Genomic DNA, 24,520 nt, shown 5'->3' on the forward strand with positions numbered 1-24,520 from the left:
GCATCTCGCGGACGGCAGCCGGGTGAGCGGCGAGGGAGGATGGGTGCATGGCCAAGGGCAGGATCGACGAGGCGAGCGGGCAGTCCGCGGTGCGGGCGGCGCTCGCCGGGGGAGCGGACCGGAACACGACGGCGACGGCGGTCCGGTTCCTCCTGCAGATCATCGAGACGAACGTCCCCGGGCGCAGCGTCGAGGTGCGCGTTCCGCCGTTCGGCGCGGCCCAGTGCGTCGAGGGTCCGGGCCACACCCGCGGCACTCCGCCGAACGTGATCGAGATGGACGCGGCGACCTGGCTGCCGCTCGCGACCGGCTCCCTGCCGTGGAGCGAGGGCCTCGCGAGCGGGCGGATCCACGCGTCCGGAGTGCGCGCGGACCTCACGCCGTTCCTCCCCGTCCTGCGCGTCGGCTGAGCATCGGCGAGTTAACTTCTCGTAAACGCGGCGGCGAGCCGTCGTCAGAACGTTTGACCTGGGGTCCGCCGTCGGGTTGTCTGGGAATAACCCCCTCACGCGGCACGAATCCTCTCCGGATCCACCGCTCGATGCTTGGAGTCCCCTTCACGATGCGCAGTACTTCCCCGGGCCGACGCGGCCTCACCCGACTCCTCTCCGCGACCGCCGTCGGCGCCGTCGCCGGAGCGGCTCTCCTCGGCGCCACGCCCGCCGTGGCGGCCGAGGGCGATGTCGCCATCGACATCCTCTCGATCAACGACTTCCACGGGCGGCTCGCCGCCGACCGCGCCGTCGCCGGAGCCGCTGTGCTCGCCGGCGCCGTCGACTCCTACCGCGCCGCCAACCCGAACACGCTGTTCGTCTCGGCCGGCGACAACATCGGCGCGTCGACCTTCGTCTCGAAGGTGCAGGGCGACATCCCCACGCTCGACTCGCTCAACGCGATGGACCTCGACGTCAGCACGCTGGGCAACCACGAGTTCGACCAGGGCCGCGACGACGTCGACGGCCGCGTCGTCGACGCCTCGGCGTTCCCCTACGTGAACGCGAACCTCTACGACACCGCGACCGGCGAGCGCGCCTACTCCCCGTACGTGATCACCGAGCAGGACGGCGTCTCCGTCGCCTTCATCGGCGCGATCACCGAGGACCTCGGCAAGCTCGTCAGCCCGGCGACGATCTCGACGCTCTCCATCGAGCCGATCGCCGAGAACGTCAACGAGGTCGCCGCGCAGCTCCAGGACGGCGACGCCGCGAACGACGAGGCCGACGTGGTCGTCCTGCTCCTGCACGAGGGAGCCGACGCCGACGCGGCCGAGCTGAACACCCCGGAGGCCGACCCCAAGTTCGGCGCGATCGTCAACGCGGTCGCCCCGAACGTCGACGCGATCGTCTCGGGCCACAGCCACCAGGAGTACAACGCGGGCATCGACGCCGGCCGGGCCTTCCCGACCGTCGTGTCGCAGACCGGCAGCTACGCCGAGAACATCGGCCGCATGTCCCTGACCGTCGACCCGGCGACGAAGCAGCTCACCTCGCTCACCAGCGAGGTCGTCCCGCTCACGAAGGTCGTCGACGACCCCACCTCCGACGACCCGGCCAAGACGATCGTCGTCGGCGCCTTCACGCCCGACCCCGAGGTCGAGGCCATCGTCGCCGACGCCCAGGCCGTCGCCGTCCGCGAGGGCAGCGTGAAGGTCGGCACCATCACCGAGGACATCTCGCGCGCCTACCGCCCGGACGGCACCACGACCAACCGCGGCTCGGAGTCGACCCTCGGCAACCTGGTCTCGGACGCCCAGCTCTGGGCGACCCGTGAGCTCGGCACGCAGATCGCCTTCTCGAACGCGGGCGGCCTGCGCGACGACCTGTCCTACATCGCGACTCCGGACCAGCCCGGCGACGCGGACGGCGTGGTCACCTACGCCGAGGCCTCCGACGCCCAGCCCTTCGCGAACACCCTGGTGACCCTGCAGCTGACCGGCGAGCAGATCTCCGACCTGCTCGAGGAGCAGTGGGTGGGCAGCTCCAGCCACCCGCAGCTGAACCTGTCCACCTCGAAGGACCTCACCTACGTCTTCGACGCCACGGCGCCCGAGGGCTCGCGCATCTCGCAGGTGTTCTTCCAGAACGAGCCGATCGACCCGGCCGCGACCTTCACCGTCGTGACCAGCAGCTTCCTCGCGAGCGGCGGCGACGGCTTCAGCACCTTCACCGAGGGCACCGGCACGGCCGACTCCGGCCGCATCGACCTGGACGCCTTCGTCGGCTACATCCAGGACCTCGGCACCGTCAGCCCCGACCCCGTGCAGCGCACGATCGGCCTGACCGACAACGTCCCGGACTCGGGCGAGTACGCGGTCGGCGACACGATGACCGTCGACCTCTCCTCGCTCCTGTTCAGCACCGGAGCCGCGGCCGACACCACCGTGACCGCGAGCGTCGACGGCACCGTCGTCGGCACCGCGACGATCGACCCGACCCGGGCCGTCACCGACGACTCGACCGGTCGCGCCTCGTTCTCCGTCCCGATCGACGAGAGCCTGGCGGGCGGCGCGCACACCGCGACGTTCGCGCTCGACACCACCGGAACCGAGATCAGCCTCGGCTTCGCCGTCGCGGCCGGCGCCGGAGCGGGCACCCCCACTCCCGGACCGACCACGGAGCCCACGCCCGCGCCGACCACGCCGCCCACCACGGGCCCCGCGCCGACGCCGACCACCGCTCCGGTCGCCGGGTCGCACCACCTCGCCGAGACCGGAGTGGACGCGACCCCCGCGTTCGCCGCCGGGATCGCCGCCCTGCTGCTCGGTCTGGGCATGACGGTCGCGCGCCTGCGCCGCCGCACCGCCGCGAAGTAGCCGCACCGCGCACGACGACGGGCCCTCGACTCCGGTCGGGGGCCCGTCGTCGTGCGTGGGGGCGAGCCGAGGGGCGGGACCGCCCGGGTGCCGCGGGCGGGGAGGGGCTCCCCGAGGAGCGGTCGCAGCCCCTGGAGACGCGAGAACGCCGCCTCCCTATCGGGAGACGGCGTCGGAACGCGATGAGGTGCTGTCGCGGAGCGGCGGGGCTCAGTGCTGCGCGGGGACCTGGCGGTAGCCGTCGCGGCTGGCGACGAGCACCGTCGACACCGTGCCCCATGCGGCGAGGCCACTGAGGACGACGAGGATTGCGATGCTCATGAGTGTTCTGCCTTTCGTTGCGGCGGCTTCTGATCCATCCGCCGGGATGCTGTGTACAACGTCCAGTGTCCGGTCCCGTGTTCCGAAGGACAATCGAACTGTTCTTGCCCTGACGTGTAGTTTCTCTACATGGACGTCCGCCGACTGGAACTGCTCCGCGAGCTCTCGATGCGCCGCTCGATCACGGCCGTGGCGGAGGCGACGCACCGCACGCCCTCCGCGGTCTCGCAGCAGCTCAAAGTCCTCGAGCGCGAGGCCGGGGTGCCGCTGATCGAGCGCTCGGGTCGGGGCGTCGTGCTCACGGCGGCGGGGCGCGAGCTCGCCCGCAGCGCCACCGAGATCGCGATCGCGCTCGAGCGGGCCGACGCCGTCTGGCAGACCTTCAAGAACAACCCGATCGGCGAGGTCACGATCGCGACCTTCCCGACCGCCGGGCAGATGCTCCTCCCGAACGCGCTGGTGGCGCTCCGGAGCGTCGAGGGGCTCGTCGTGCAGTGCGAGGACGCGGACCCCGGCACGGACGAGTTCGCCGACCTGACCGCCGACTTCGACATCGTCCTCGCGCACTCGCCCACCGGCCGCAGCGCCTGGGCCGGCCGCGGCCTCGCGATGGCGGAGCTGATGATCGAGCCCCTCGACATCGGCCTGCCTGTCGGGCACCGCCTTGCCGACCGGGCGACGGTCTCGGCGGCGGACCTGGTCGGCGAGACCTGGATCGGCGTCCCCGACGGCTTCCCGTTCGAGCGGGTGATGCAGGACATCGAGACCGCGTCCGGCGAGGCGGTGCGGGTGGAGCAGCGCTTCGCGTCGACCCGCGTGACGGAGGCGTTCGTCGCGGCGGGCCTGGGCATCGCGGTGCTCCCGCGCTACACAGCGGGCGGCGCGGGAGTGGTGGTGAAGCCGCTCCGCGGGGTGAACTCGGTGCGGCACATCGTCGCGCTGATGCGGCCGGACCGGGCGGAGCGGCTCTCGGTCCGCACCGTCGTCCGCGAGCTGCGGGCGCAGGCCGGCCGGCTCGTGCACGCGCTCTGAGCGATCACGGTGCCGCGCCCTCGCCCGCGCGGGGGAGAATGGAGGCATGAGCGATCCCGCCCGCCCCGAGGTCACCCGCGAAGAGGTCGACGTCCGCCGCTCCCCGCGCGTGTGGCGCATCCTGACCCTCGGCGTCGGGCTCGGAGCGATCGTGGCGTTCGTGCTGACCTTCGCGCTGCCCGAGACGCAGGGCTTCTCCCGCGGGCAGGTCTTCGGCTTCAGCCTGCTGCTCTTCGTGACGCTGTTCGGCGCCCTGGCGGGGCTGGTCGTGGTCCTGCTCGACCGGGTCGTCGGCCGGAAGGTCGTCCGGACGACCGCCGAGCGGATCGTCGAGCGCGAGGAGCAGGCAGTCGAGGAGCCCGTGGCCGAGGAGGCTCGGCCCGACGTCGCGACGACGTCCGACGAGGGCGATCCGCAGACGGGGTCCGACCGGGTCTAGCCGGCCGAGGCGGGCCGTCCTGCGGCCGCGGCACTCCGCTGAAGGTCCCGCCCGCGGCTCGCGCTCGCGGACGGGACCGCGGCGTCAGCGTCCCCGGCGAGACGAGGAGCGGCGGCTGCTGCTCGTGGGGGACGTCGGGCGCTTGGCGGCGGCGCGCTTGGCGGCGGCGCGCTTGGCCTTCTGCGACTTCGAGATCTTCTTGGCCACGAAGGTGAGCAGGAACGGCAGGATTCGGTAGATCACGGGGGACTCCTCGGGTGCATGCGCGCGGGGCCGCGCACCCACCGATCATGGAGCGGCGCGCGGATCCGCGGCACCCGTTGCGCCGGGCCCGGCGCTGTGCAGAGCTCAGCTGAGCTGCGTGCGCTCCACCCAGTCGAGGTACTCCGGGGTGACGGTGCCCGTCACGTACTCGCCGGTGAAGCAGCTGGTCTCGAGGTCGGTGACGTCCGAGCCCTCGAGGATCGCCGCCTTCATGTCGGCGACCTCCTGGTAGATCAGCTGGTCGGCGCCGATCGCCTCCGAGATCTCGGGGATGCGGCGGTTGTGAGCCACGAGCTCCTGGCGCGAGGGCATGTTGATCCCGTAGACGTGCGGGTAGCGCACAGGAGGCGCGGCGGAGGCGAAGGTGACCGTGTTCGCGCCGGCCGCGCGGGCCATGTCGACGATCTCCTTGGAGGTGGTGCCGCGGACGATCGAGTCGTCGACGATCAGGACGTTCTTGCCCTTGAACTCGCTCGACATCGCGTTGAGCTTCTGCCGCACCGACTTCTTGCGGACCGCCTGCCCCGGCATGATGAACGTCCGGCCGACGTAGCGGTTCTTGTAGAAGCCCTCGCGGTACTCGATCCCGAGCTTCTGAGCCACCTGCATCGCGGCGGGGCGGGAGGAGTCCGGGATCGGCATGACGACGTCGATCGCTCCGCCCGGCGTGTACTGCGCGATGGTGTCGGCGAGGCGGTCGCCCAGGCGCAGGCGCGCCTCGTAGACCGAGATGCCCGACATCACGGAGTCGGGGCGGGCGAGGTAGACGTACTCGAACGAGCACGGGATGAGGCGCGGGTCCTTCGCGCACTGACGGCTGGCCATCCGGCCGTCGGGAGTGATGAAGACCGCCTCGCCGGGGGCGACGTCGCGGACGATCTCGAAGCCCTGCGCCTCGAGCACGAGCGACTCGGAGGCGACGACCCAGTCGTCCGGCGCCCCGGTGTTGCTGCGGCGGCCGACGATGAGCGGGCGGATGCCGAAGGGGTCGCGGAACGCGAGGAGCCCGACGCCGGCGATCAGCGCGATGGTGGCGTAGGAGCCCTCGACGCGCTCGTGCACGCGGGCGACGGCGTCGAACACCTCGTCGGCGTCGAGGTCGCGGCCCGACATCGAGGCCTGCAGCTCGTTCGCCAGCACGTTGACCAGCAGCTCCGTGTCGGAGGTGGTGTTGAGGTGGCGGCGGTCGATGCGGAAGAGCTCCTCGGTGAGCTCGCGCGTGTTGGTGAGGTTGCCGTTGTGGACGAGGATGATGCCGTACGGCGCGTTCACGTAGAACGGCTGGGCCTCCTCCTCGCGCTCGGCGTTGCCCTTCGTCGCGTAGCGCACGTGGCCGAGGCCCATGGAGCCCAGCAGCGAGCGCATGTCGCGGGTGCGGAACGCCTCGCGGACCTGTCCCGCCGCCTTCTTGATGTGCAGGGTGCTGCCGTCGGCGGTCGCGATGCCGGTCGAGTCCTGGCCGCGGTGCTGCAGGAGGGAGAGGCTGTCGTAGATGGACTGGTTGACCGGTCCGGAGGACACGATCCCAACGATTCCGCACATGCCGGAGGGGCTCCCAAGGGGATAGCAGGGGGGTTTGACGATCCATCCTGGCACGCGGGGGACTCATCCCCTAATGGTTCGCCCTGGGCGGATCCGTGGTCCCGGGGCTGCTCTGAGCGGTGTCGACCGGCGGATCGGCCGGGCCGTCAGCGGGGCGCCGCGCGGCCGCTCAGCTGCTCGGAGTCGTCCAGGCTCCCGCGAGACTGCGGTCCAGGACGCGTCGCCAGCCCTGCGGAGCCGCGGGCTCGCGGCTGGTCGTGCCCGCCATCCAGAGCAGCAGACCGCTCGGCGAGGGCGCGCTCTGTCGGGCCGCGCCGCGACGGGAGAAGGCAGTCGGTAGGGTCGTCGCGTGAGTGATGAGACGAGCAGCTACGCCCGCGCAGGAGTCGACACGGCGGCGGGGGACCTCGCCGTCGAGCTGATGAAGTCGGCGGTGTCGGCGACGCACGACGGCAACGTCCTCGGCGGGGTCGGCGGCTTCGCGGGCCTCTACGACGTCTCCTTCCTCCGCGACTTCCGCGCCCCCCTCCTCGCGACCTCGACCGACGGCGTCGGCACGAAGGTCGCGCTCGCGCAGGCGATCGACAAGCACGACACCATCGGGCAGGACCTCGTCGGCATGGTCGTCGACGACATCGTCGTGGTCGGCGCCCGCCCCTTCTTCATGACCGACTACATCGCGTGCGGCAAGGTCGTCCCGGCCCGCATCGCCGACATCGTCGCCGGCATCGCGCGCGCCTGCTCCGAGACGGGCACCGCGCTCGTCGGAGGCGAGACGGCGGAGCACCCGGGCCTGCTCGGAGCCGACGACTACGACGTGGCGGGCGCCGCTGTCGGCGCGATCGAGGCGGACCAGGTGCGCGGCGCCGACCGCGTGCGCGACGGCGACGTCGTGGTGGCGATGGCCTCCTCCGGACTGCACTCGAACGGCTACTCGCTCGTGCGCCACATCCTCGCCGAGCGCGGCATCGGCTTCACCGACCGCTCCGAGGAGCTGGGCGGCGTGGTCGGCGAGGTGCTGCTGGAGCCGACCCGCCTCTACACGCGACCCCTCCTCGACCTGCTCGACGACGCCGAGCTCGGCCCGGCCGTCCACTCCATCAGCCACGTCACCGGCGGCGGGATCGCGGCGAACCTCGCCCGGGTGCTGCCGCGCGGCTCCTGGGTCGAGGTCGAGCGGGCGAGCTGGAGCCCGTCCGACGTGTTCCGCGCGCTCGCCGGGATGTCCGGCGCGACGCTTGAGAGCACCGAGGGCACCTGGAACCTCGGCATCGGCATGTTCGCCGTGGTCGCGGCAGAGGCGGCCGACGCTGTGATCGCGCGCCTCGAGCGCTCGGGCGTCCCGTCCTGGGCCGCGGGTCGCGTCTCGTCGGCCGCGCGCGGGTTCGAGGGCTTCGAGCAGGGCGCGAAGGGCGTGGACGGCGGAGCGGTCCGCCTGGTCGGGTCCTACGCCGGCTGACCTCCGGAGGCGCCGCGGATCAGCGCGGTGCGGCGTGCGCGCGCTCCCAGGAGTGCTCGTGCCGGGTCAGCAGCCACGAGCCCGCCGCGCAGAGGGCGCAGGCGGCCGCGGTGGCGAGCAGGGCGGTCGCCCAGGTCGGAGCGTCGCGGCTGACGAGCAGGTTCGCCGAGGCGACCAGCACGCCGAGGCCGGCGCCCGCGCTGGTGCCGAGCACGAACGGACCGTCGCGGCGGCTCGCGACGCGCACTGCGACCATGCCGGCGACCGCTCCCGCGCCTCCGACGACTCCGATGCCCGCGCCGGACGCGGCTCCCATGAGCAGGCCGAAGCTGACCAGCCCGGGCGGACCGTCGGAGGCGAGGACGCCGGGCAGGTAGAGGACCAGGGCGACGGCGGCGCCGACCGCGCCGCCCACCAGGATCGCGCCGACCAGCAGGGCGGCGGTGACGTAGCCGACCCGCGCGACAGGTCGCGCGGATCCTCCAGGTTCGAACATTCGCGGCTCCATCGACGCGGGCCCGCGGGGCAGCGGGCGGTCCTCGGACAGTACGCCCGAACACCCCGCGGCGGAACCGCCGTCGGGGATCGGCGGGATCAGCGGCGCAGGGTCTCGCTCGGGAGCTCGCCGAAGCGCGTCGCGTAGTGCTGGGCGAAGCGCCCGCCGCTGATGAACCCCCATCGGGCGGCGACGTCGCCGACCACCAGCGAGCCGGCCGATCCGGCCGAGAGCTCCTCGTGCGCGCGCTCGAGGCGGACGTCGCGCAGGTAGTGCCGCGGGGTCTCGCCGAAGGCGCGCTGGAACGCCAGCTGCACGCCGCGGACCGTGAGCCCCGCCGCGTCGGCGATGTCGGCCACTCCGAGAGGCAGGTCGGCGTTGGCCTGCACGAACTCCACCGCCCGGCGGAGGCGCCGTGCGCTGACCGAGGGCGGGACGGCCGGCAGCGGGGCGATGCGGTGGGCGAAGGTCTGCAGGGCGGCGAGCGCGGCGATGCGGGCGACGCCGTCGCGCTGCAGCACGGTGGGCGTGTGCGCGGAGGCGAGGGTGTCGCGCAGGAGCCGGACCGCCGCCCACCAGGCGGTCGTGTCTCGCGCCACGGGGGCGAACCGCAGCGGGCCGGGCTCGGTGCCGTGCAGCTCGGCGGCGATCGCCTCGAGGTGGGCGGCCTCGAAGTGCACGAGCGCGTCGCGGTACTCGAGAGCCTCGAAGCCGAAGGGCCGGCCGCTCGGGAACATCGCCGGGCGGCCGACGACCAGGCGGTGCTCGTCGCGCCCCAGGTCGAGGGAGGCGCGCCCCGCGGTCAGCCAGAGGGCGACGTAGACGTCGCTCGGGGCCACCGTGCCGCGCACCCGCCCGAGGAACGAGGCGGAGTGGAGGCTCACCGGCCCGGGCCCGGTCGTCGTGTAGCGGAACGCGAACGGCACGACCGAGCGCTCGGCCCGGAAGCCGGAGCCGTTGTACGAGCCCGCGTAGAAGTCGCGCGCTTCGTCGAGGTCGTTCCCGCGACGCTCCGACTGCCACACGGGCAGCCGTGCGGGCGGGGAAGTGCTCATCCGGTCAGTGTCCCAGCGAGCACCGACATTCTGCACGCAGTGGCGGAAAGCGGGAGGACGTGCTCAGCCGAGCGACCCGCGCTCCAGATGGAAGAGGGCGAGCGCGGCCACCGCTGCCGTCTCGACGATCGCCCCGGAGCGGACCATCGCCGCGACCTCCGCATCGGGGAACCACTGCTGCCGCATGTCCTGCTCGGTGTCCTCGCGCTCGTGCTCGCCGTGCTCGAGCCCCTCGGCGAGGAAGACGTCCACGGACTGCGCGACGAAGCCGTACGCCTCCGCGAGCCGGCCCAGGTGCGTCAGCCGCTCGGCCCGGAGGCCCGTCTCCTCGCGCAGCTCGGCGCGCGCGAGAGCCTCGGCGTCGCCGCCGGAGGAGCCGTGCGGCCAGCCGCCGGCCGGGAACTCCCACGCGCGGCGGCCGATCGGATACCGGTACTGCTCGACCAGCCAGAACCCGCCGCGCTCCCGCGGGAGCACGAGGGCGTAGTCGTCGCGCTCGACGACGGAGTAGGCGCCGCGCGTTCCGCCCGGCCAGAGCACCTCGTCCTCGCGGACGCGGATCCACGGGGTCTCGTAGGCGATCCGCGTCGACAGCTGCCGGACGGCGCCGTCGACCGGTCCTCCGCCCGTAACCTCGTCCGTCGGATCCCCGCCCGCACGCGGAACGGGGCCGCCCCGAGGGAGCGGCCCCGTGTCACGGGAGGAGTCACGCACGCTTCTGGTGCGGCTCCTCGACGAGGTCCGTGTCGTCGCCGTCGTCCTCGGCGTCGATCCACTTCGAGTAGTCCGGCTCGTCCGGGTGGCTGAGCTCGCGCTCGAGCGCGCTGTAATCGACCGCCGGGCTGAACGACTTCAGCTCACGGGCGATCTTGGTGTTCTTCGCCTTCTGACGGCCGCGCCCCATGGGTGACCCCCTCACGATGACAGGCCAGACGGGCAGTGAGCCGGCTGGGGAAAAGAGCAGACAGGGAAAGTTGAAATCTACGCGGTAGTTTAGCAGACGGGGGACACGCCACCCCGGGCCTCGATCTGCCGGACGGCCGCCCATCCTCGACCGCGTCAGGAGCACCGTGGACAGCGTCGCCCCACCGCGCCCCGTCGTGGTGATCGGCGCGGGTCAGGCGGGCCTGTCCGTGGCCTACTACCTGCGCCGTCTCGGCCTCGTCCCCGGGCGCGACCTGGTGGTCCTCGACCGCGGACCCGAGCCCGGAGGGGCCTGGCAGTTCCGCTGGGAGGCGCTGCGGCTCGGCTCCGCGCACCGCGTGCACGACCTCCCGGGCATGGAGCGCATGGGGCTGTCGTTCCGCACGGCCGACCGCCGCCGGCCGGCCCGGGACGTGGTCCGCGAGTACTACGGGCGCTACGAGGAGGAGCTCGGTCTCGAGATCCGCCGTCCGGAGTCGGTGCGGCGCGTGTCGAGTGCGACACCGCACGACACGGGGTCGCCCCTCGTCGTCGAGACCGACCGCGCGGTCGAGCGCGCGAGCCTGCTCGTCAACGCGACCGGCACCTGGGGCTCGCCCTTCGTCCCGCACTACCCCGGGCGCGACCGGTTCCGCGGCGTGCAGATCGACCCGACCGAGTACGTCCGCGCCGAGGACTTCGCCGGGAAGCAGGTGCTCGTGGTCGGCGGCGGCACCTCGGCGATCGGCTTCCTGCTCGAGCTCGAACGGGTGGCGCGCTCGCTGACCTGGGCGACCCGGCGGCCGGTCGTGTACCACGACGGCGAGCAGCTGGCGATGGAGTCGGCGGTGGAGGCCGTGGCCGAGCAGGACCGCGCCGCTCGCGCCGGCCTGCCCCTGCCGAGCATCGTCGGCGGCACCGGCGTGCAGCGCACCCGCCGGGTGGTCGCCGCCATCGAGCGCGGGCTGCTGCACGAGCGGGGCATGTTCTCGTCGATCGAGGAGGAGGGCGTGCGCTGGCCGGACGGCTCTTTCACGCGCGCTGACGCGATCATCTGGGCGACCGGCTTCCGGCCGGAGCTGCGTCACCTCGCTCCGCTCGGGCTGCGCGAGCGGGAGGGCGGCATCGCGGTCGCCGACGGAGCCTCGCTGACCGATCCGCGCGTCTTCTTCGCCGGTTACGGCCCGACGGCCTCGACCATCGGGGCGAACCGGTCGGGCCGGCGCATCGCGCGCGCGGTCGTGGCGCGCCTGCCCTGAGCGCGGCGGCGCCTCAGATCCTGCCGTCCCAGTCCACCGGCACCACGGAGCCGCGGTAGCGGATCCCGTGCACGCGGATCGGCCCGGCGAGCGCGGGCGACAGCGGCGCGACGACCAGGGTGTCGCCTCCGGGAGCGAGCCCCAGCGCCGCCGACAGCACGGCGACGGAGGCGGCCGCCGACCAGGCCTGCGGACGGCAGGCGGCCGGGTACGGCACCGGCGCGTGCACCTCGGCGGCGGGATCGCCCGAATGCAGCTCCGGCATCCGGTAGCCGAATCCCTCGGCCGCCGCGATCAGCCCGCGCGAGAGGGTCGTCGCCTCCGACCCGAAGCCCTCCCGGGCGAGCCCGGTGACCGCGATCGCGGTGTCGTGGGCCCAGACCGAGCCGCCGTGGTACGACAGTGGCCAGTAGCCGCCCGAGCCGGTGTCCAGGGTGCGGAGGCCGAAGCCCGAGTCGAGCCCGGGGGAGACCAGCAGCTCGGCGACCCGGGCGGCGTGCCCGGGGGAGAGGATGCCGGTGCCGAGGAGATGGCCGAGGTTGCTCGTGATCGTGTCGACCGGGCGCTTGGCTGCGTCGAGCGCGATCGCCGGGTAGCCGCCGTCCGCATCGTCGATCCAGAACGCCTCCGCGAAGCGCGCCTTCAGGGTCGCCGCCGCCTCGCGCCACTCGGAGCCGTCGCGGCCGAGGTGCTCGAGCAGCGCCGCTCCGCCGATCATCGCCTCGTGGGCGTAGGCCTGCACCTCGCAGAGCGCGATCGGGCCCTCGGCGAGGGTGCCGTCGCGCCACTGGATCGAGTCGCCCGAGTCCTTCCAGCCCTGGTTGGCGAGGCCGTGCCCCGTGGTGTCGACGTACTCGAGGAACCCGTCGCCGTCGGAGTCGCCGTCGTCGCGGAGCCAGCGCAGCGCCGCCTCCAGAGCGGGCAGCAGCTCCTCCACCTCGTCGTCCGGGAGTCCCCAGCGCCACGCGTCGTGCAGGAGGCAGACCCAGAGAGCGGTGGCGTCGACCGTGCCGAAGTAGAGCGGGGGCAGCGAGACGCCCTCGCCGGGGATCTCGAGGGTCGTGGCGCGCAGCTCGTGCATGATCTTGCCCGGCTGCTCGGCGGTGTCCGCGACGTGGCGGGTGCCCTGCAGGCCGGCCAGGACGCGGAGGGTGGAGGCGGCGATCCCGGTCCCGAGGGGGAGGAGCATCCGCGCCGCCCAGATCGAGTCGCGGCCGAAGAGGGTGAAGAACCAGGGCGCTCCCGCGGCGAGGAACGGCTCGCCGGGGCGCTCCACGGCGACCATGCGCAGGGCGTCGAGGTCGTCGAGCGCGGCACGGCACCAGGACGCGAGGCGGGAGTCGCCGGTCTCGAGCGCGGTCCCCGCCCACTCGGCCGGTCCGGACGCGGCGGCGACCACGGCGGCCGCGTCCTCCGTCGCGACGCTCCACACGACCTCGACGCTCCCGCGGGCGGGGACCACGACGCTCCAGGTCAGCACCGTGCCCGAGATCGAGGCGCCGGGCGCGCGCAGCTCGGCGCGGACCGGGCCGTGGGTCCAGTCGAGGCCGCCGTCCACCGCCGCGGTCTCGAAGGAGGGCTCGTCGCGGAGACCAGCCTTCACCACGTGCACGAGCGAGAAGTCGGGGTCGAGGGTCAGCTCGACGGTCGTCGCGACCTCGTCGGGGAGCGCCGACTCGAGACGGATGCTCTCGCGGACGCCGCCGGCGGAGACCTCCCGCGAGCGGACCACGCGGAGCCGCGGGTCCGCAGCGGCGTCGTCGAGATGGCGGGCGAGTGCGGTGAAGCGGGCGGAGGAGGCGCCGTCGCGGCCGGTGGCGATCGGCTCCAGCGCCTCGCCGCCCACGCGGAGCGAGGCGCCCGCGAGCACGCGCACGTCGCCGAGGTAGAGCCCGTGCACGGGGCGGGAGCCGACCTCGCCCGCCTCGTCCGACCACAGCTGCACCGGTGCGCGGAGCAGGACGAAGGAGTCGTGGAGGAGGGGCTGGCGGGGCGGGGTCTGTCGGTCGTCGCGCTCGGTCGTCACGGTCGACTCCTCACTGGATCGTCGGTGCTGGGGGCGTGCCGCCGATCGTCCTCCGCCGGTCCCCGGGAGTGCCGGAGGGGGCGGACGGTTGACAGCGGCGTCGTCGGAGGTAACCTTACCGAAGGATTTGATCGATCAAACCGGTGGAGCCCGCCAGGTTGGAACGATCAAGAGCACGTCGAGGAGGACGCATGGCACTGCCGACCGTCGAGGACGTCGCCCGTGCCGCCGGCGTCTCGCGTCAGACCGTGTCGAACGTGCTCAACAGCCCGCACATCGTCCGCGACAGCACCCGCGAGCGCGTCGAGAAGGCGATCGGCGATCTCAACTACCGCCCGCACGCCTCCGCCCGCCGCCTCCGCACCCGCAAGTCCGGCACCATCGGCGTGCGGATGGACCGCGTGCTCGACGGCATCTCCGGGAGCCTGCTCGACCGCTTCCTCCACGCCGTCACCGAGCAGGCCGATGCGCGGGGCATGCGCATCCTCCTCTACACGGCGAAGAGCCCGGAGGAGGAGATCGAGCGGATCGGGCGCCTCCGCGACGGCGCCGACGTCGACGCCTTCGTGCTCACCTCCACCTTCTACGGCGACCCCCGGACCGCCTGGCTGATCGAGCAGGCCGTGCCCTTCGTCACCTTCGGCCGGCCCTGGGGCGTCGACGACCGCAACGACCCGCAGCACCTCTGGGTCGACGTCGACGGCGCCGCCGGGCTCGCCCAGGCCACCGCGCACCTCGCCGACAGCGGCTGCTCGCGCATCGGGTTCCTCGGCTGGCCGAGCGGATCCGCGACCGGGGACGACCGCCGCAGCGGCTGGGAGCGGGTGCACCGCGAGCGCTTCCGCGGCGCGCCCCTGCTCGCCGCCTCCTCCGAGGACGACGTCCAGCAGGCCCGGATCGCGGCCATCGAGTTCCTCCGCTCGACCCCGGAGCTCGACGGCCTGGTCTGCGTCTCGGACTCGCTCGCGCTCGGCGCCTCGATGGCCGCCGTGGCCGTCGGTCGGCCCTCGTTCCCGATCGTCGGCTTCGACAACACCCCCGTCGCCGCGGCCGTCGGACTGCCGAGCATCGAGCAGGACCTCGACGCGGTGGCCGCGGGCGCGCTCGAGCTCCTGCTGGGCGAGCGCGGCGACGACGTCGTCCACCGTTCGCTCGCTCCGGGCGAAGCCCACCGCCTGATCGAGCCCCACCTCGTGCTCCGCACGCCCCTCCACCACCCCGCCGACTGAGGCGCCGTCACTCCGACCGGCGCCCCTCCCCACGAAAGGCCAGACCATGACCCCCACCCACCGCGCGGCACGCTGGGGTGCCGCGATCCTCGCCGGAGGCCTGCTGCTCCCGCTCGCCGCCTGCTCGAGCGGCTCCGACTCCGGTGACGCGGGCGGAGACTCCGCCCTCACCGTGATGATCGGCTCGTCCGGCGACGCCGAGACGACCGCCGTCACCGACGCCGTGAACGCCTGGGGCGAGCAGAACAGCACGACGGTCGACGTCGTCGCCGCCAGCGACCTGACGCAGCAGCTCGGTCAGGGCTTCTCCGGCGGCAACCCGCCCGACCTCTTCTACATGAGCTGGGACCAGTTCCAGACCTACGCGAGCAACCGCTACCTGGAGCCGTACGCCCAGGACGCCGGGAACGCCGACGCGTTCTACCCGGCGCTGCGCGACGCGTTCAGCTACGACGACCAGTTCTACTGCGAGCCCAAGGACTTCTCCACGCTCGGCCTCGTGATCAACACTGACCTCTGGGCGGCGGCCGGCCTCACCGACGCGGACGTCCCCACCGACTGGGCCTCGCTCGAGTCGGCGGCGACGAAGCTGACCGCGAACGGCGTGACCGGGCTCTCCTTCGGCGCCGAGTACGCGCGCATCGGCACCTTCATGAACCAGGCCGGCGGATCGCTCCTCTCGGAGGACGGCGCCACGGTCACCGCGGACACCCCCGAGAACGTGGCGGGCCTCACCGAGGTGAAGACGCTGCTCTCCGACGGCGTGCTGAAGTTCCCGGCCGCGCTCGACTCCGGCTGGTCCGGCGAGGCGTTCGGCAAGGGCGCGGCGGCGATGGTCATCGAGGGCCCGTGGATCAACGGAGCGCTCGCGGCCGACTACCCCGACGTGAACTACCGCGTCGCCGAGCTCCCGGCCGGCCCCGGCGGGAAGTCGACCTTCACCTTCAGCAACTGCTGGGGCATCCCCGTCGGCAGCGCCTCGGCCGAGAAGACGGAGTCGCTCGTGTCGGCCCTGACCTCGGACGAGCAGCAGCTCGCCTTCTCGGACGCCTTCGGAGTCATCCCCTCCACCGAGACCGGAGCCGCCGAGTACGCGACGAAGTACCCCGAGAACGCCGCCTTCGTCTCCGGCAACGACTACGCGGTGAGCCCGGTGGCCTTCGCCGGCGCGGCGACCGTCATCACCGACTTCAACTCGGCGCTCGAGGGCCTCGCGACCGGCGACCCGGAGTCGATCCTGAGCGACCTGCAGACCAACCTGCAGGACGCGCTCGACACCGCGAACGCGAAGTAGCCCGGCCGGGAGGCGGCGGACCCGACCGCCGCCTCCCCGTGCCCGCCCGGCACGCCCCCACCCCGCGCACGTGAGTCGAAGGAGACCCGTCGATGAGCACCACCGCCGCCCCCCGGAGCCGCCGCTCCGGCATCCGCGGGCACGAGGCCCGCTACGGCTGGCTCTTCACCCTCCCGGCGATCGTCGTGATCGGCGTGTTCCTCGTCGTCCCGATCGGCCTCGCCCTCTGGGTCAGCGTCAGCAACTGGAACGGGCTCGGCTCGCCGCTCGGGCCCACCGCGCAGTTCGTCGGAGCCGACAACTACCGCGCGGTGCTCACCGACTCCGGCCTGGCGCAGAAGGACTTCGGCACCGCGATCCGCAACAACGTCTACTACGTGCTGCTCGTGGTGCCGCTGCAGACCGCGCTCGCGCTCTTCCTCGCCGTGCAGGTGAACCGGCGGATCCTGCGGGGCCGGGGCTTCTTCCGCACCGCCTTCTACTTCCCCTCCGTCACCTCCTCGATCGCGATCACCGTGATCTTCCTGTTCCTCTTCTCCGCCTCCGGCGTCGTCAACGCGGTGCTCGGCTGGTTCGGCGCCGACGGGCCGACCTGGATGGCCGACCCGACCGGCGTCCTGCACTCGCTCCTGGGCGCCGTCGGCGTCGACGGCTCCGGGCCCCTGGCGGCGGGCGCCCCGCTCGGCCTCACCTGGTGGGACTGGCTCTCCGGCCCGTCCGTCGCGATGTGTGTCCTGATCACGATGGCGATCTTCACCACCTCGGGCACGTTCATGCTGCTGTTCCTCGCGGCGCTGCAGAACATCGGCGCCGAGATCGACGAGGCGGCGCTGATGGACGGCGCCGGGCCGCTCCGGAAGTTCTTCTCGGTGACCCTGCCGATGCTGAAGCCCACGCTCTTCACCGTGCTGACCCTCGGACTGATCGGCACCTGGCAGGTGTTCGACCAGATCTACCTCACCGGAGGAGGGGCGCCGGGCAAGACGCTGCTCACCCCGGCGTACCTCGCCTACGAGTCCTCGTTCACGGATCTCCGCTGGGGCCAGGGCGCCGCGATCGCCTTCATCCTCTTCTTCATCATCGTCGTGCTGACGCTCCTGCAGCGGGCGGTCCTCCGCGAGAAGGGGGAGCCGCGCCGGCGCCCCCGCCGCGCCGCCCGAGCCGACGCCGCGACGACCCTCACCACGGGAGGCATCCGATGAGCACGCTGGCCGAGCCCGACACCCGCGCCCCGGAGAGCCCCGAGCCCGCCGCGCCGGTCCCGCACCGCCGCATCCGCCTCGGTGCCCGCGGCCGCGCGTCGCTGATCGGCGGCTACCTGCTGCTCATCGCTCTGGCGCTGGTGTACATCTACCCGTTCCTGATCTCGGTCGCCTCGTCGTTCAAGTCGGACGCCGACGCCACCGCGAACCCGCTGTCACTGCTTCCCGCGACGTGGTCGTTCGCCTCGTACGAGCGGCTGTTCACCGATGTGCCGCTGCCGCTGTGGACGCTCAACTCGGTGATCGTCACCGTGGTCGTCACCGTCGGCCGGGTCTTCTTCGACTCGCTGGCCGGCTATGCGCTCTCGCGGCTGCGCTTCCGCGGGCGGGGCCTGCTGTTCGCGCTGTTCATCGGAGTGATGAGCGTGCCCGCGGTGGTGCTGCTGATCCCGCGGTTCCTGATCCTCAAGCAGCTCGGCCTCTACGACAGCTATGCGGGGATGATCGTCCCGCTCGTCGTGGACGCGGCGGGGATCTTCATCATGAAGCAGTTCTTCGACTCGATCCCGCTCTCCATCGAGGAGGCCGCGCGGATCGACGGGGCCGGGGTGTTCCGGACGTTCCGCTCGATCGTGGTGCCGATGGCGCGCCCGGCGATCGTGACGCTGTTCATCCTGTCGTTCCAGGGGTCGTGGAACGAGTTCTCGCACTTCGTGGTGTCGCGGCAGTCACCGGAGCTCAACACGCTGACGACCGGAGTCGCGTCGCTCGTGTCGGGGCAGCTGGGCACCGGCAACCAGTACCCGCTGCAGCTCGCGGCGGCGGTGCTGATGTCGATCCCGGTCGCCGTGCTGTTCTTCGTCTTCCAGCGGCGGATCATGAACACCACCGAGGGCGCGGAGAAGGGCTGACGGGGGGTCGTCGGTGAGGAGTCCCCGGTTCATGCTGGTCGAGTAGCGCGCGCAGCGCGCGTATCGAGATCCGCCTCTGTGCGGAGGGTCTCGACACGCCCCTGCGGGGCTGCTCGACCAGCATGCGGGGCGCCCCGGCTACTTCGCGAGGAACTCCAGGACGACGCGGTTCCACTCCTCAGGGTGGCTCACGGTCACACCGTGCGGGGCGCCGTGGACGACGTGCAGCTCGGAGCCGGGGATCGCCGCGTGGGTGCGCGCGCCGGAGCCCTCGAACGGCACGGTGGCGTCTCCGTCGCCGTGGATGACGAGCGCGGGGACCGACACGTTCGGCAGGTCCTCGCGGAAATCGGTGGTCGCGAACGCGGTCATGCAGGCGAGCGCGGCGTGCTTGGCCGACTGCTTCGCCAGAGCGATCGCCTCCTGACGCTGCTCCTCCGTCACCTTCAGGACGCCGTCGACCGAGAAGAAGTCGGTGGTGAACTGGTCGTAGAAGTCGTCCTCGCTCTTCGTGAGGCCGGCGGTCATCTGCGCGGCCTGAGCCTTCTCGAGCGGGCCGTCGGGGTTGTCGTCCGTCTTCATCAGGTACGGCGGGACGGCCGAGGCGAAGACCACGCTGTGCAGGCGCTCGGCGCCGTACTTCGTGAAGTAGCGGGCGACTTCGCCGCCGCCCATCGAGAAGCCGACCAGGGTGACGTCCTGCAGGTCGAGCTCGGTGAGGAGGGTGTGCAGGTCCTCGGTGAGCGTGTCGTAGCTGTAGCCGGTGAGCGGCTTGTCGCTGCGCCCGAAGCCGCGGCGGTCGTAGGTGACGACGCGGTAGCCGGCCTCGGCGAACGCGGGGACCTGCTCCTTCCACGACTCGCCCGAGAGGGGCCAGCCGTGGATGAGGACGACCGGGCGTCCCGATCCGCCGGTGTCGTCGACGTGCAGGTTCGTGTCCTTGAAGAGCCCGTGGTGGGCGGTGATCTCGGCCATGGCGAGTGCTCCTTCCGGCGCCGACGATCGGCGTCACTCGATGTTCGAGGACGTCTCCCCGGGCGGTTTGTCGGGGCCGAGAGGGTTGACAGCTCGCATCATCGCGTGAGGACGGCCGCCGCGAGCCCCTGCAGCGCCGTCCGCAGCCCGTCGCTCACGGGCAGGCCGGCGTCGAGCAGGGCGTTAGCGGCGGCGACCAGCACGGGCGCCGCGGGGGAGGAGGTGACGACGAGGTCGGACGGCGGGGCCGCGCCGCCCGATGGCCTCACGACCAGGATCAGCCGGGAACCGGAGGCGCTCGTGGTGATCGTCGCTCCGGCTCGGGCGGGCAGCACGGCGACCGTGCCGCGCACGACGACACCGCGCTCCTCCCGGCAGGACACCGTGAACACGCCCTCGAGCGGGAGCAGGAGCACCACCGATCGCGAGTCGGCGCGGGGGCTCGGGTGGAAGTGGATGGATCCGGCCGTGTGCCAGATCCGCCGGAGGAGCACGCCCTCGGCCGACGCCTCCTGACCCGTGACGGCGAACGCGGGGTCGGGCTCGACTTCGGCGTGCCGCGACCGCAGCCACTGCCGCGCCGAGGCGCCGTGGAGGGGCGTCGAGCGGATCAGCGGATCGGACACGGAGGCGGCTCCCAGGGAACAGCGGACCGGGATCCGCCGAGTTAGTGAGGAACCATCATTCTAGAAGCCGGGCATGGAGCCGTGCCCCGACTGGCGCGTCCTCACACGAGGATGCCGCCCCGGCCGCGCTGAGCGCGACGCCGGAGCGGCATCCGAAGGGTGGTGCGGACTACTGGAATCCGCCGCCGCGGTCCTCCGGGTCCTCGATCGGGTCGGAGTCGGGAGTGTCGATCGAGTAGGTCACGTGGACCGCCTCGCCGACCTCCTTGGCGGAGACGGCGTTGTAGACGAGGTGCGTCTCCTGGCCGTCGACGGCGGCGTAGACGTCGACCTCCTTCTCGTAGCTCCCGTCGGTGCTGACGCGGTTCTCGGTCTGGCCGTCGAACGGCCCGCCCTGGAAGAAGACGAGGTAGCTCTCGCCCTCGGCGAGTGCGCGGATGTCGTTGCTCATGCCCCCAGGTCTACCACTCGCCGCCTCCCCGCCGCTCGGCCTTGCGCTCGGCGGGCGGAGGAGGGCGGAGTGCGCCGGCGGCCGAACGGCGGCCGTCCTCTGCGCCCTGCCTGCGCTGATTCGCCAGCCGTCCGCCGAGCGCGACCGCGAGGAGGGTCAGCGCGATCGCCGCGGATCCGATCCACTCGCGCGCGGCACTGTCCGCGGGGAGGAGGGGCCCGATCAGGAGGCACGCCACGACGCCGACGGCGAGAGCGCCGACGGTCCACCACGAGCGGAGGGAGAGGCGCCGGGGGGAGCTGCCGGTGTCGTCAGCGCGCTTCGTCACGGCCGACCCGTCCCGGACCGGCCGACCGGCTGCTGCTCCTCCTCCCGGTGGAGGCGCCGCGCTCGGCGCGCGAAGAGCACGACCCCGGCGATCGCGGCGGCGCCCCAGAGCACGGACCACCCGTGTCCGAGCCCGGCGTGCACGAGGAACGCGACGGCGAGGAACGCGCAGGCGGCGGCGTACACGACGCAGATCCACGGCTTCGGAAGGAGAGCGTTCACGCTCGCACCCTAGCGGTGGCGACGCCGCGGGTGTCTCGGCTCCGCTGCGGCCTGCGGCGATCCTCGCCACAGGGCCCCCTCAGCTCGTCAGGCGGCCGATCTCGTCCTCGGAGAGGAGGCGGTCGGAGTAGAGCGCGAGGCGAGCCGCGGGGTCGGGGCTGTGCGCGTCGGGGCCCTCCCACCTCCGTTCGAGCCCGAGTCGAGCGACCGTCCGGTGCGATCGCTCGTTCCGTTCCGCGACGACCGCGGTCACGGGGAGCTCCGGCCGGAGCCGCCGCGCCCGCGCGATCCCTGCGGAGGCGACCTCCTGCGCGTACCCCCTGCCCCAGTGGTCCGGATGGAAGGTGAACCCGACGTTCCAGGCCGTGCCGGCGAGGAGAGTGCATCCGCCGATCCCGATCGCGCCGTCCGCGCGGCCCTCGGGACTCCGCAGCCGGACGACCCAGCTGCTGAGGTCGTCCCGTGCCCACTGCGCTGTCCCGCGGGCGAGCATCGCCTGCGTCTGCTCGACGGAGTCGTGTCGAAGGAGGGGGTCGCCCGCCGCGATCCGCTCGTCGGAGTACAGCCGCCACAGCTCGTCCAGATCGCTCTCGGCGGGACGGAACAGCCGGAGCCGCCCGGTCGTCTCGTCCGGACGGTCACCGGCGCCGATGCTGCTGCCGCTCGCTCGAGGAGGGACTCGGGGCCACCGGGGCGGTCGCCGAGGGGGTGAGGTCTGCGCGGTGATCGCGCCAGGACGTCCACGACCACCCGCTCAGCCCGTGATCAGGCCGGTGAGGCGGTCGGCGGCGGCTCCGACGGTCGAGACCGCGCTGAGCGTGACGAGGCAGGCGATGCCCCAGAACCAGGTGCGACCGGGCGCCCCGGCGCTGCGCCGCTCGAAGGCGAGCCACCAGGCGCCGACCACCGAGACGCACGCCGCGACCACCGAGCCGAGCGACATGCGCACGTACTCCTCCGGTCCGGGGGAGGACCAGGCCGTTGTCGCGAGGACGATGAGCAGCGGGACCACGATCATGCCCAGCGCGCCGAGCAGAACCGCGTGGAGGTGGCTGCGGGGAGGGGTGCCGGCCGTGGTCGTCGTCGCGGTCCGCGTCCGTGTCGTGTCCATGCTGCGTCCCCCGTCGCCGCGGTCCGGTCCGCGCTGCCCCGACGCTATCCGCTCGCCGTCCCGCCGTCACCCCGCCCGCAAGGCCTCCGCACGGGCTCCTGGACGAGTCTCCACCGCCGTGGGCGCGAAGGACCCGTGGAACGCGGTGATCACCGCCGCGATCGTCGCGGTCGTGCTCCTGTTCGGCTGGGCGGTGCTGAACCTCCGCAGCAGGCAGCACTGACGCTCCCGGCTGCAGTGACCATCGGCCCACGCCACCCGCGCCGCCCCGGCCGAACGCCGAGAACGTAGGATGTGCGGGATGACGATCGGACGCCGCCTCTTCCTCTCGGGAGCCGCCACGGGAGTCGGGCTCCTGGCCCTCGCGGGCTGCACGCCGTCGCGTCCGACGCCGACCCGCTCCGTCACCAAGGCCCCCGTGCCCACGCCGAGCACCACGGCCGTCCCCGCGCCGTCCGCCTTCGTGCGCTCCGCCTGGGCCGAGGATCCGTACGCGCTCGGCTCCGTCTCCTACCTGCCCGTCGGCGCGACGCCGCAGCACCGCACCGACCTGGGCACCGCGGTCCTCGACCGCGTCTTCCTCGCGGGTGAGGCCACCGACACGGAGGCGCCCGGCACGCTCCAGGGCGCCTGGAACTCGGGCGTCCGCGCAGCCGCCGAGATCAGCGCCGTCGCCGACGAGGGCGAGCGGATCGCGATCGTCGGGGCCGGTCTCGCCGGAGCGGTCGCCGCGCGGCGCCTGTCCGACGCGGGCTTCGACGTCACCGTGGTGGAGGCGCGCGAGCGCACCGGCGGCCGCATCGCGACCGCGACTCCGGACGGCTGGCCGATCGCCGTCGAGACCGGGGCCTGGGCCCTCACCGGCGCGGGAGCCGCCCTGCGCGAGAGCATCGCGGACGCGGGCGTGGTCACGACCGCGGTCGACCTCGCCGACGTCCGCTCGAGCGACGCCGACGGCGCGGCCCTCGACGTCGGCACCACGGGCGCCGAGGCCCTGACCCGCGCGCTCGAGTGGGGAGCGGAGCAGCCGGAGGACCTGGCGCTCGCCGAGTCGTTCGCCGGCTCCGGAGCGCCCGACCCCGCCGAGGCCGAGCCGGGCTCCGGCGACGGCGACGCCGCCCGCGTGGCGGCGCACCTCGCCGGGACGACCGCGCTGCGCACCGGCGCCGCTCCCGAGGAGCTCTCCTCCTGGTACGGACTGGGCGACGCCTCCGCCGCCACGACCGCGGAGGAGCTGAGCGACGACTCCGGCGACGCGCTGCTGACCGACGGGCTCGCCCCCCTGGTCGACACGCTGCTCGCCGACGTCGAGCTCTCGCTGCGCGCCGTGGTGAGCGGCATCGGCTACACGGAGACCGGCGTGAGCATCCGCCTGGGCACCGGCGAGTCGTTCACGGCCGACCGGGTGCTGGTCACCGTGCCGATCGGGGTCCTGCAGACGGACGCGATCGCCTTCGACCCGCCTCTCCCGTTCGCTCAGCGCGCGGCCGTCGCGGCCCTCGGCTCCGGCGTCGTCGAGACGCTCTGGCTGCGCTTCGACGAGGCGTTCTGGGAGGCCGGCGCCCCCGCACGCTGGTCGCTCGTCGGCTCCGAGGCGGGCATCACCGAGTGGCTCAACCTTCAGCCGTCGACCGGCGAGGCGGTGCTCGTCGGGCTGGTCGGAGCGGATCAGGCCCTCTCGCTGCAGGACCTCAGCGACGACGAGCTGGTCACCCTCGCGCAGACGGCGCTCGAGCCGTTCGCCGTCGTCCCCGGCTGACGAGCTCGCGGAGCCTCGCCAGCGGCCCCCGCCACTCCGACGCGTGCGCCGCCCCGAGAGGCCGCACCCGGCTGAGCGCGACGACGAAGGCGGCGATGCCTGAGATCAGGCTCAGCACGATCACGTCGTAGAGCACGAACATCACGGGTCCGTCGACCTGGCCGGGGTCGAGGAAGAAGTACGGGTACCAGCCGATGAGGGCCCCGCGGACCAGGGTGATGACGCCCCAGACGATCGGGAAGCCGAGCACGGTCAGCGCCCCGCGCCAGGCGACCGGGCTGCGGCCGGGGCCGAGAATCCAGTCGAGGATCGCGAGCGTGGGGATCACGAAGTGCAGGAGCGCGCTCGACCAGGGCACGTCGACCCGCACGCCGCGGTTGTTGGCCTCGACCGCGATCAGCCCGAAGACAATCCCCGACACGACCATGTAGGTGAGCACGAGCGCCCGCACCGTGCTGAGCCAGCGCGGCTCCCGCTCGCGCGCGAGGGCGACGAGGCCGGACAGGCCCAGCACCACGACCCCGGCCATGTTGGACTGCGTCGTGAAGTAGGCGAAGAAGTTGTCGATCTGGAACGCGCGGAAGCCCAGCGTGTAGAAGAAGTCGCCGACGAGTCCGACCGCGCCCAGCCCGGCGAGGGCCAGGCGGAGGATCGCGAACGCCTTCCGCACACCCGCTCCGATCCGTCGCCGCTGGGCCCGGAGGGCCGGACTTCCGGACGATTCTACGGTCGCCGCGCTCGGAGCTCCCCGAGCGCGGAGCTCCGCCGGACGGGGGAGGCGGGCCCCGCGGAGGCGGCCTAGCGT

General features: G+C 73.0%; 26 protein-coding genes. 11 read left to right on the forward strand and 15 right to left on the reverse strand.

What is annotated here, in order from left to right; translation table 11 throughout:
- Positions 1-47 precede the first annotated feature (47 nt).
- The 4 genes from GSU45_RS01225 to GSU45_RS01240 all read left to right on the forward strand — a co-directional run bounded on the left by GSU45_RS01225 (position 48) and on the right by GSU45_RS01240 (position 4,604).
- Positions 48-410, forward strand: coding sequence for a sterol carrier family protein (locus tag GSU45_RS01225; protein WP_104277062.1), 363 nt, complete (start codon positions 48-50; stop codon positions 408-410).
- A 152-nt stretch (positions 411-562) separates the two neighbouring features.
- Positions 563-2,812, forward strand: coding sequence for a bifunctional UDP-sugar hydrolase/5'-nucleotidase (locus GSU45_RS01230; protein WP_159912018.1), 2,250 nt, complete (start codon positions 563-565; stop codon positions 2,810-2,812).
- Positions 2,813-3,262: 450 nt separating this feature from the next.
- Complete coding sequence (locus GSU45_RS01235; protein ID WP_104277060.1) at positions 3,263-4,165, forward strand: LysR family transcriptional regulator; 903 nt, start codon at positions 3,263-3,265, stop codon at positions 4,163-4,165.
- 46 nt (positions 4,166-4,211) lie between these two features.
- A complete protein-coding gene (locus tag GSU45_RS01240; RefSeq protein ID WP_159912020.1) occupies positions 4,212-4,604 on the forward strand; it encodes a hypothetical protein in 393 nt (130 codons plus the stop codon).
- Between the two features lie 84 nt (positions 4,605-4,688).
- Here the strand turns inward: GSU45_RS01240 and GSU45_RS01245 are convergent, their stop codons facing one another.
- A complete protein-coding gene (locus GSU45_RS01245; RefSeq protein WP_159912022.1) occupies positions 4,689-4,847 on the reverse strand; it encodes a hypothetical protein in 159 nt (52 codons plus the stop codon).
- A gap of 105 nt (positions 4,848-4,952) precedes the next feature.
- On the reverse strand, positions 4,953-6,410 hold the full coding sequence (purF, locus tag GSU45_RS01250) for an amidophosphoribosyltransferase (RefSeq protein ID WP_104223766.1): 1,458 nt from the start codon (positions 6,408-6,410) through the stop codon (positions 4,953-4,955).
- A gap of 349 nt (positions 6,411-6,759) precedes the next feature.
- Here purF and purM point away from each other — a divergent pair, with 349 nt between their 5' ends.
- Positions 6,760-7,869, forward strand: coding sequence for a phosphoribosylformylglycinamidine cyclo-ligase (purM, locus tag GSU45_RS01255; protein ID WP_159912024.1), 1,110 nt, complete (start codon positions 6,760-6,762; stop codon positions 7,867-7,869).
- A gap of 19 nt (positions 7,870-7,888) precedes the next feature.
- On the opposite strand, the gene GSU45_RS01260 is transcribed toward purM, so the two are convergent.
- The 4 genes from GSU45_RS01260 to GSU45_RS01275 all read right to left on the reverse strand — a co-directional run bounded on the left by GSU45_RS01260 (position 7,889) and on the right by GSU45_RS01275 (position 10,324).
- The gene (locus GSU45_RS01260) at positions 7,889-8,365 is read right to left on the reverse strand and encodes a hypothetical protein (protein ID WP_159912026.1); all 477 of its coding nucleotides are present in this window, start codon (positions 8,363-8,365) and stop codon (positions 7,889-7,891) included.
- A gap of 98 nt (positions 8,366-8,463) precedes the next feature.
- Entirely contained in the window at positions 8,464-9,420 is a 957-nt protein-coding gene (locus tag GSU45_RS01265) for an AraC family transcriptional regulator (protein ID WP_159912028.1), read from the reverse strand.
- A 63-nt stretch (positions 9,421-9,483) separates the two neighbouring features.
- Positions 9,484-10,134 (reverse strand): NUDIX hydrolase, encoded by a 651-nt coding sequence (locus GSU45_RS01270; RefSeq protein WP_244248172.1) that lies wholly within the window; start codon positions 10,132-10,134, stop codon positions 9,484-9,486.
- Complete coding sequence (locus GSU45_RS01275; protein WP_097167615.1) at positions 10,127-10,324, reverse strand: DUF3073 domain-containing protein; 198 nt, start codon at positions 10,322-10,324, stop codon at positions 10,127-10,129. The genes GSU45_RS01270 and GSU45_RS01275 overlap by 8 nt, the downstream gene beginning before the upstream one ends.
- 166 nt (positions 10,325-10,490) lie before the next feature.
- Here GSU45_RS01275 and GSU45_RS01280 point away from each other — a divergent pair, with 166 nt between their 5' ends.
- On the forward strand, positions 10,491-11,582 hold the full coding sequence (locus GSU45_RS01280) for an FAD-dependent oxidoreductase (RefSeq protein ID WP_159912030.1): 1,092 nt from the start codon (positions 10,491-10,493) through the stop codon (positions 11,580-11,582).
- A gap of 13 nt (positions 11,583-11,595) precedes the next feature.
- On the opposite strand, the gene GSU45_RS01285 is transcribed toward GSU45_RS01280, so the two are convergent.
- On the reverse strand, positions 11,596-13,608 hold the full coding sequence (locus tag GSU45_RS01285; protein WP_159912032.1) for a glycogen debranching N-terminal domain-containing protein: 2,013 nt from the start codon (positions 13,606-13,608) through the stop codon (positions 11,596-11,598).
- Positions 13,609-13,799: 191 nt separating this feature from the next.
- Here GSU45_RS01285 and GSU45_RS01290 point away from each other — a divergent pair, with 191 nt between their 5' ends.
- From GSU45_RS01290 to GSU45_RS01305, 4 genes are all read left to right on the forward strand, one after another.
- Positions 13,800-14,837 (forward strand): LacI family DNA-binding transcriptional regulator, encoded by a 1,038-nt coding sequence (locus GSU45_RS01290; RefSeq protein ID WP_159912034.1) that lies wholly within the window; start codon positions 13,800-13,802, stop codon positions 14,835-14,837.
- A 46-nt stretch (positions 14,838-14,883) separates the two neighbouring features.
- Positions 14,884-16,131, forward strand: a complete 1,248-nt coding sequence (locus GSU45_RS01295; protein ID WP_159912036.1) for an extracellular solute-binding protein — start codon at positions 14,884-14,886, stop codon at positions 16,129-16,131.
- Positions 16,132-16,223: 92 nt separating this feature from the next.
- Positions 16,224-17,333 (forward strand): sugar ABC transporter permease, encoded by a 1,110-nt coding sequence (locus GSU45_RS01300; protein WP_159912038.1) that lies wholly within the window; start codon positions 16,224-16,226, stop codon positions 17,331-17,333.
- On the forward strand, positions 17,330-18,244 hold the full coding sequence (locus tag GSU45_RS01305) for a carbohydrate ABC transporter permease (protein WP_159912040.1): 915 nt from the start codon (positions 17,330-17,332) through the stop codon (positions 18,242-18,244). The genes GSU45_RS01300 and GSU45_RS01305 overlap by 4 nt, the downstream gene beginning before the upstream one ends.
- A 138-nt stretch (positions 18,245-18,382) precedes the next feature.
- Here GSU45_RS01305 and GSU45_RS01310 read toward each other — a convergent pair whose 3' ends face one another.
- From GSU45_RS01310 to GSU45_RS01340, 7 genes are all read right to left on the reverse strand, one after another.
- A complete protein-coding gene (locus GSU45_RS01310; RefSeq protein WP_159912042.1) occupies positions 18,383-19,219 on the reverse strand; it encodes an alpha/beta hydrolase in 837 nt (278 codons plus the stop codon).
- Between the two features lie 98 nt (positions 19,220-19,317).
- Positions 19,318-19,845: a hypothetical protein gene (locus tag GSU45_RS01315; protein WP_159912044.1), complete on the reverse strand. Its 528-nt coding sequence runs from the start codon at positions 19,843-19,845 to the stop codon at positions 19,318-19,320.
- Between the two features lie 169 nt (positions 19,846-20,014).
- Positions 20,015-20,296 carry an oligoribonuclease gene (locus tag GSU45_RS01320; protein WP_159912046.1) on the reverse strand — a complete coding sequence of 94 codons (282 nt, stop codon included), beginning with the start codon at positions 20,294-20,296 and terminating at the stop codon, positions 20,015-20,017.
- Between the two features lie 10 nt (positions 20,297-20,306).
- A complete protein-coding gene (locus tag GSU45_RS01325) occupies positions 20,307-20,624 on the reverse strand; it encodes a hypothetical protein (RefSeq protein WP_159912048.1) in 318 nt (105 codons plus the stop codon).
- On the reverse strand, positions 20,621-20,845 hold the full coding sequence (locus GSU45_RS01330) for a hypothetical protein (protein WP_159912050.1): 225 nt from the start codon (positions 20,843-20,845) through the stop codon (positions 20,621-20,623). Before GSU45_RS01330 ends, GSU45_RS01325 begins: the two co-directional genes overlap by 4 nt.
- Before the next feature lie 79 nt (positions 20,846-20,924).
- On the reverse strand, positions 20,925-21,572 hold the full coding sequence (locus GSU45_RS01335) for a GNAT family N-acetyltransferase (protein ID WP_159916763.1): 648 nt from the start codon (positions 21,570-21,572) through the stop codon (positions 20,925-20,927).
- A gap of 27 nt (positions 21,573-21,599) precedes the next feature.
- Entirely contained in the window at positions 21,600-21,956 is a 357-nt protein-coding gene (locus tag GSU45_RS01340) for a hypothetical protein (RefSeq protein WP_159912052.1), read from the reverse strand.
- Between the two features lie 301 nt (positions 21,957-22,257).
- Here GSU45_RS01340 and GSU45_RS01345 point away from each other — a divergent pair, with 301 nt between their 5' ends.
- Positions 22,258-23,715: an NAD(P)/FAD-dependent oxidoreductase gene (locus tag GSU45_RS01345; protein WP_159912054.1), complete on the forward strand. Its 1,458-nt coding sequence runs from the start codon at positions 22,258-22,260 to the stop codon at positions 23,713-23,715.
- On the opposite strand, the gene GSU45_RS01350 is transcribed toward GSU45_RS01345, so the two are convergent.
- Positions 23,666-24,385: a Pr6Pr family membrane protein gene (locus tag GSU45_RS01350; RefSeq protein WP_159912056.1), complete on the reverse strand. Its 720-nt coding sequence runs from the start codon at positions 24,383-24,385 to the stop codon at positions 23,666-23,668. The two genes, GSU45_RS01345 and GSU45_RS01350, sit on opposite strands and share 50 nt — an antisense overlap.
- Positions 24,386-24,520 lie beyond the last annotated feature (135 nt).

The sequence above is a fragment of the Rathayibacter sp. VKM Ac-2801 genome, assembly GCF_009834245.1.
GTDB lineage: Bacteria > Actinomycetota > Actinomycetes > Actinomycetales > Microbacteriaceae > Rathayibacter.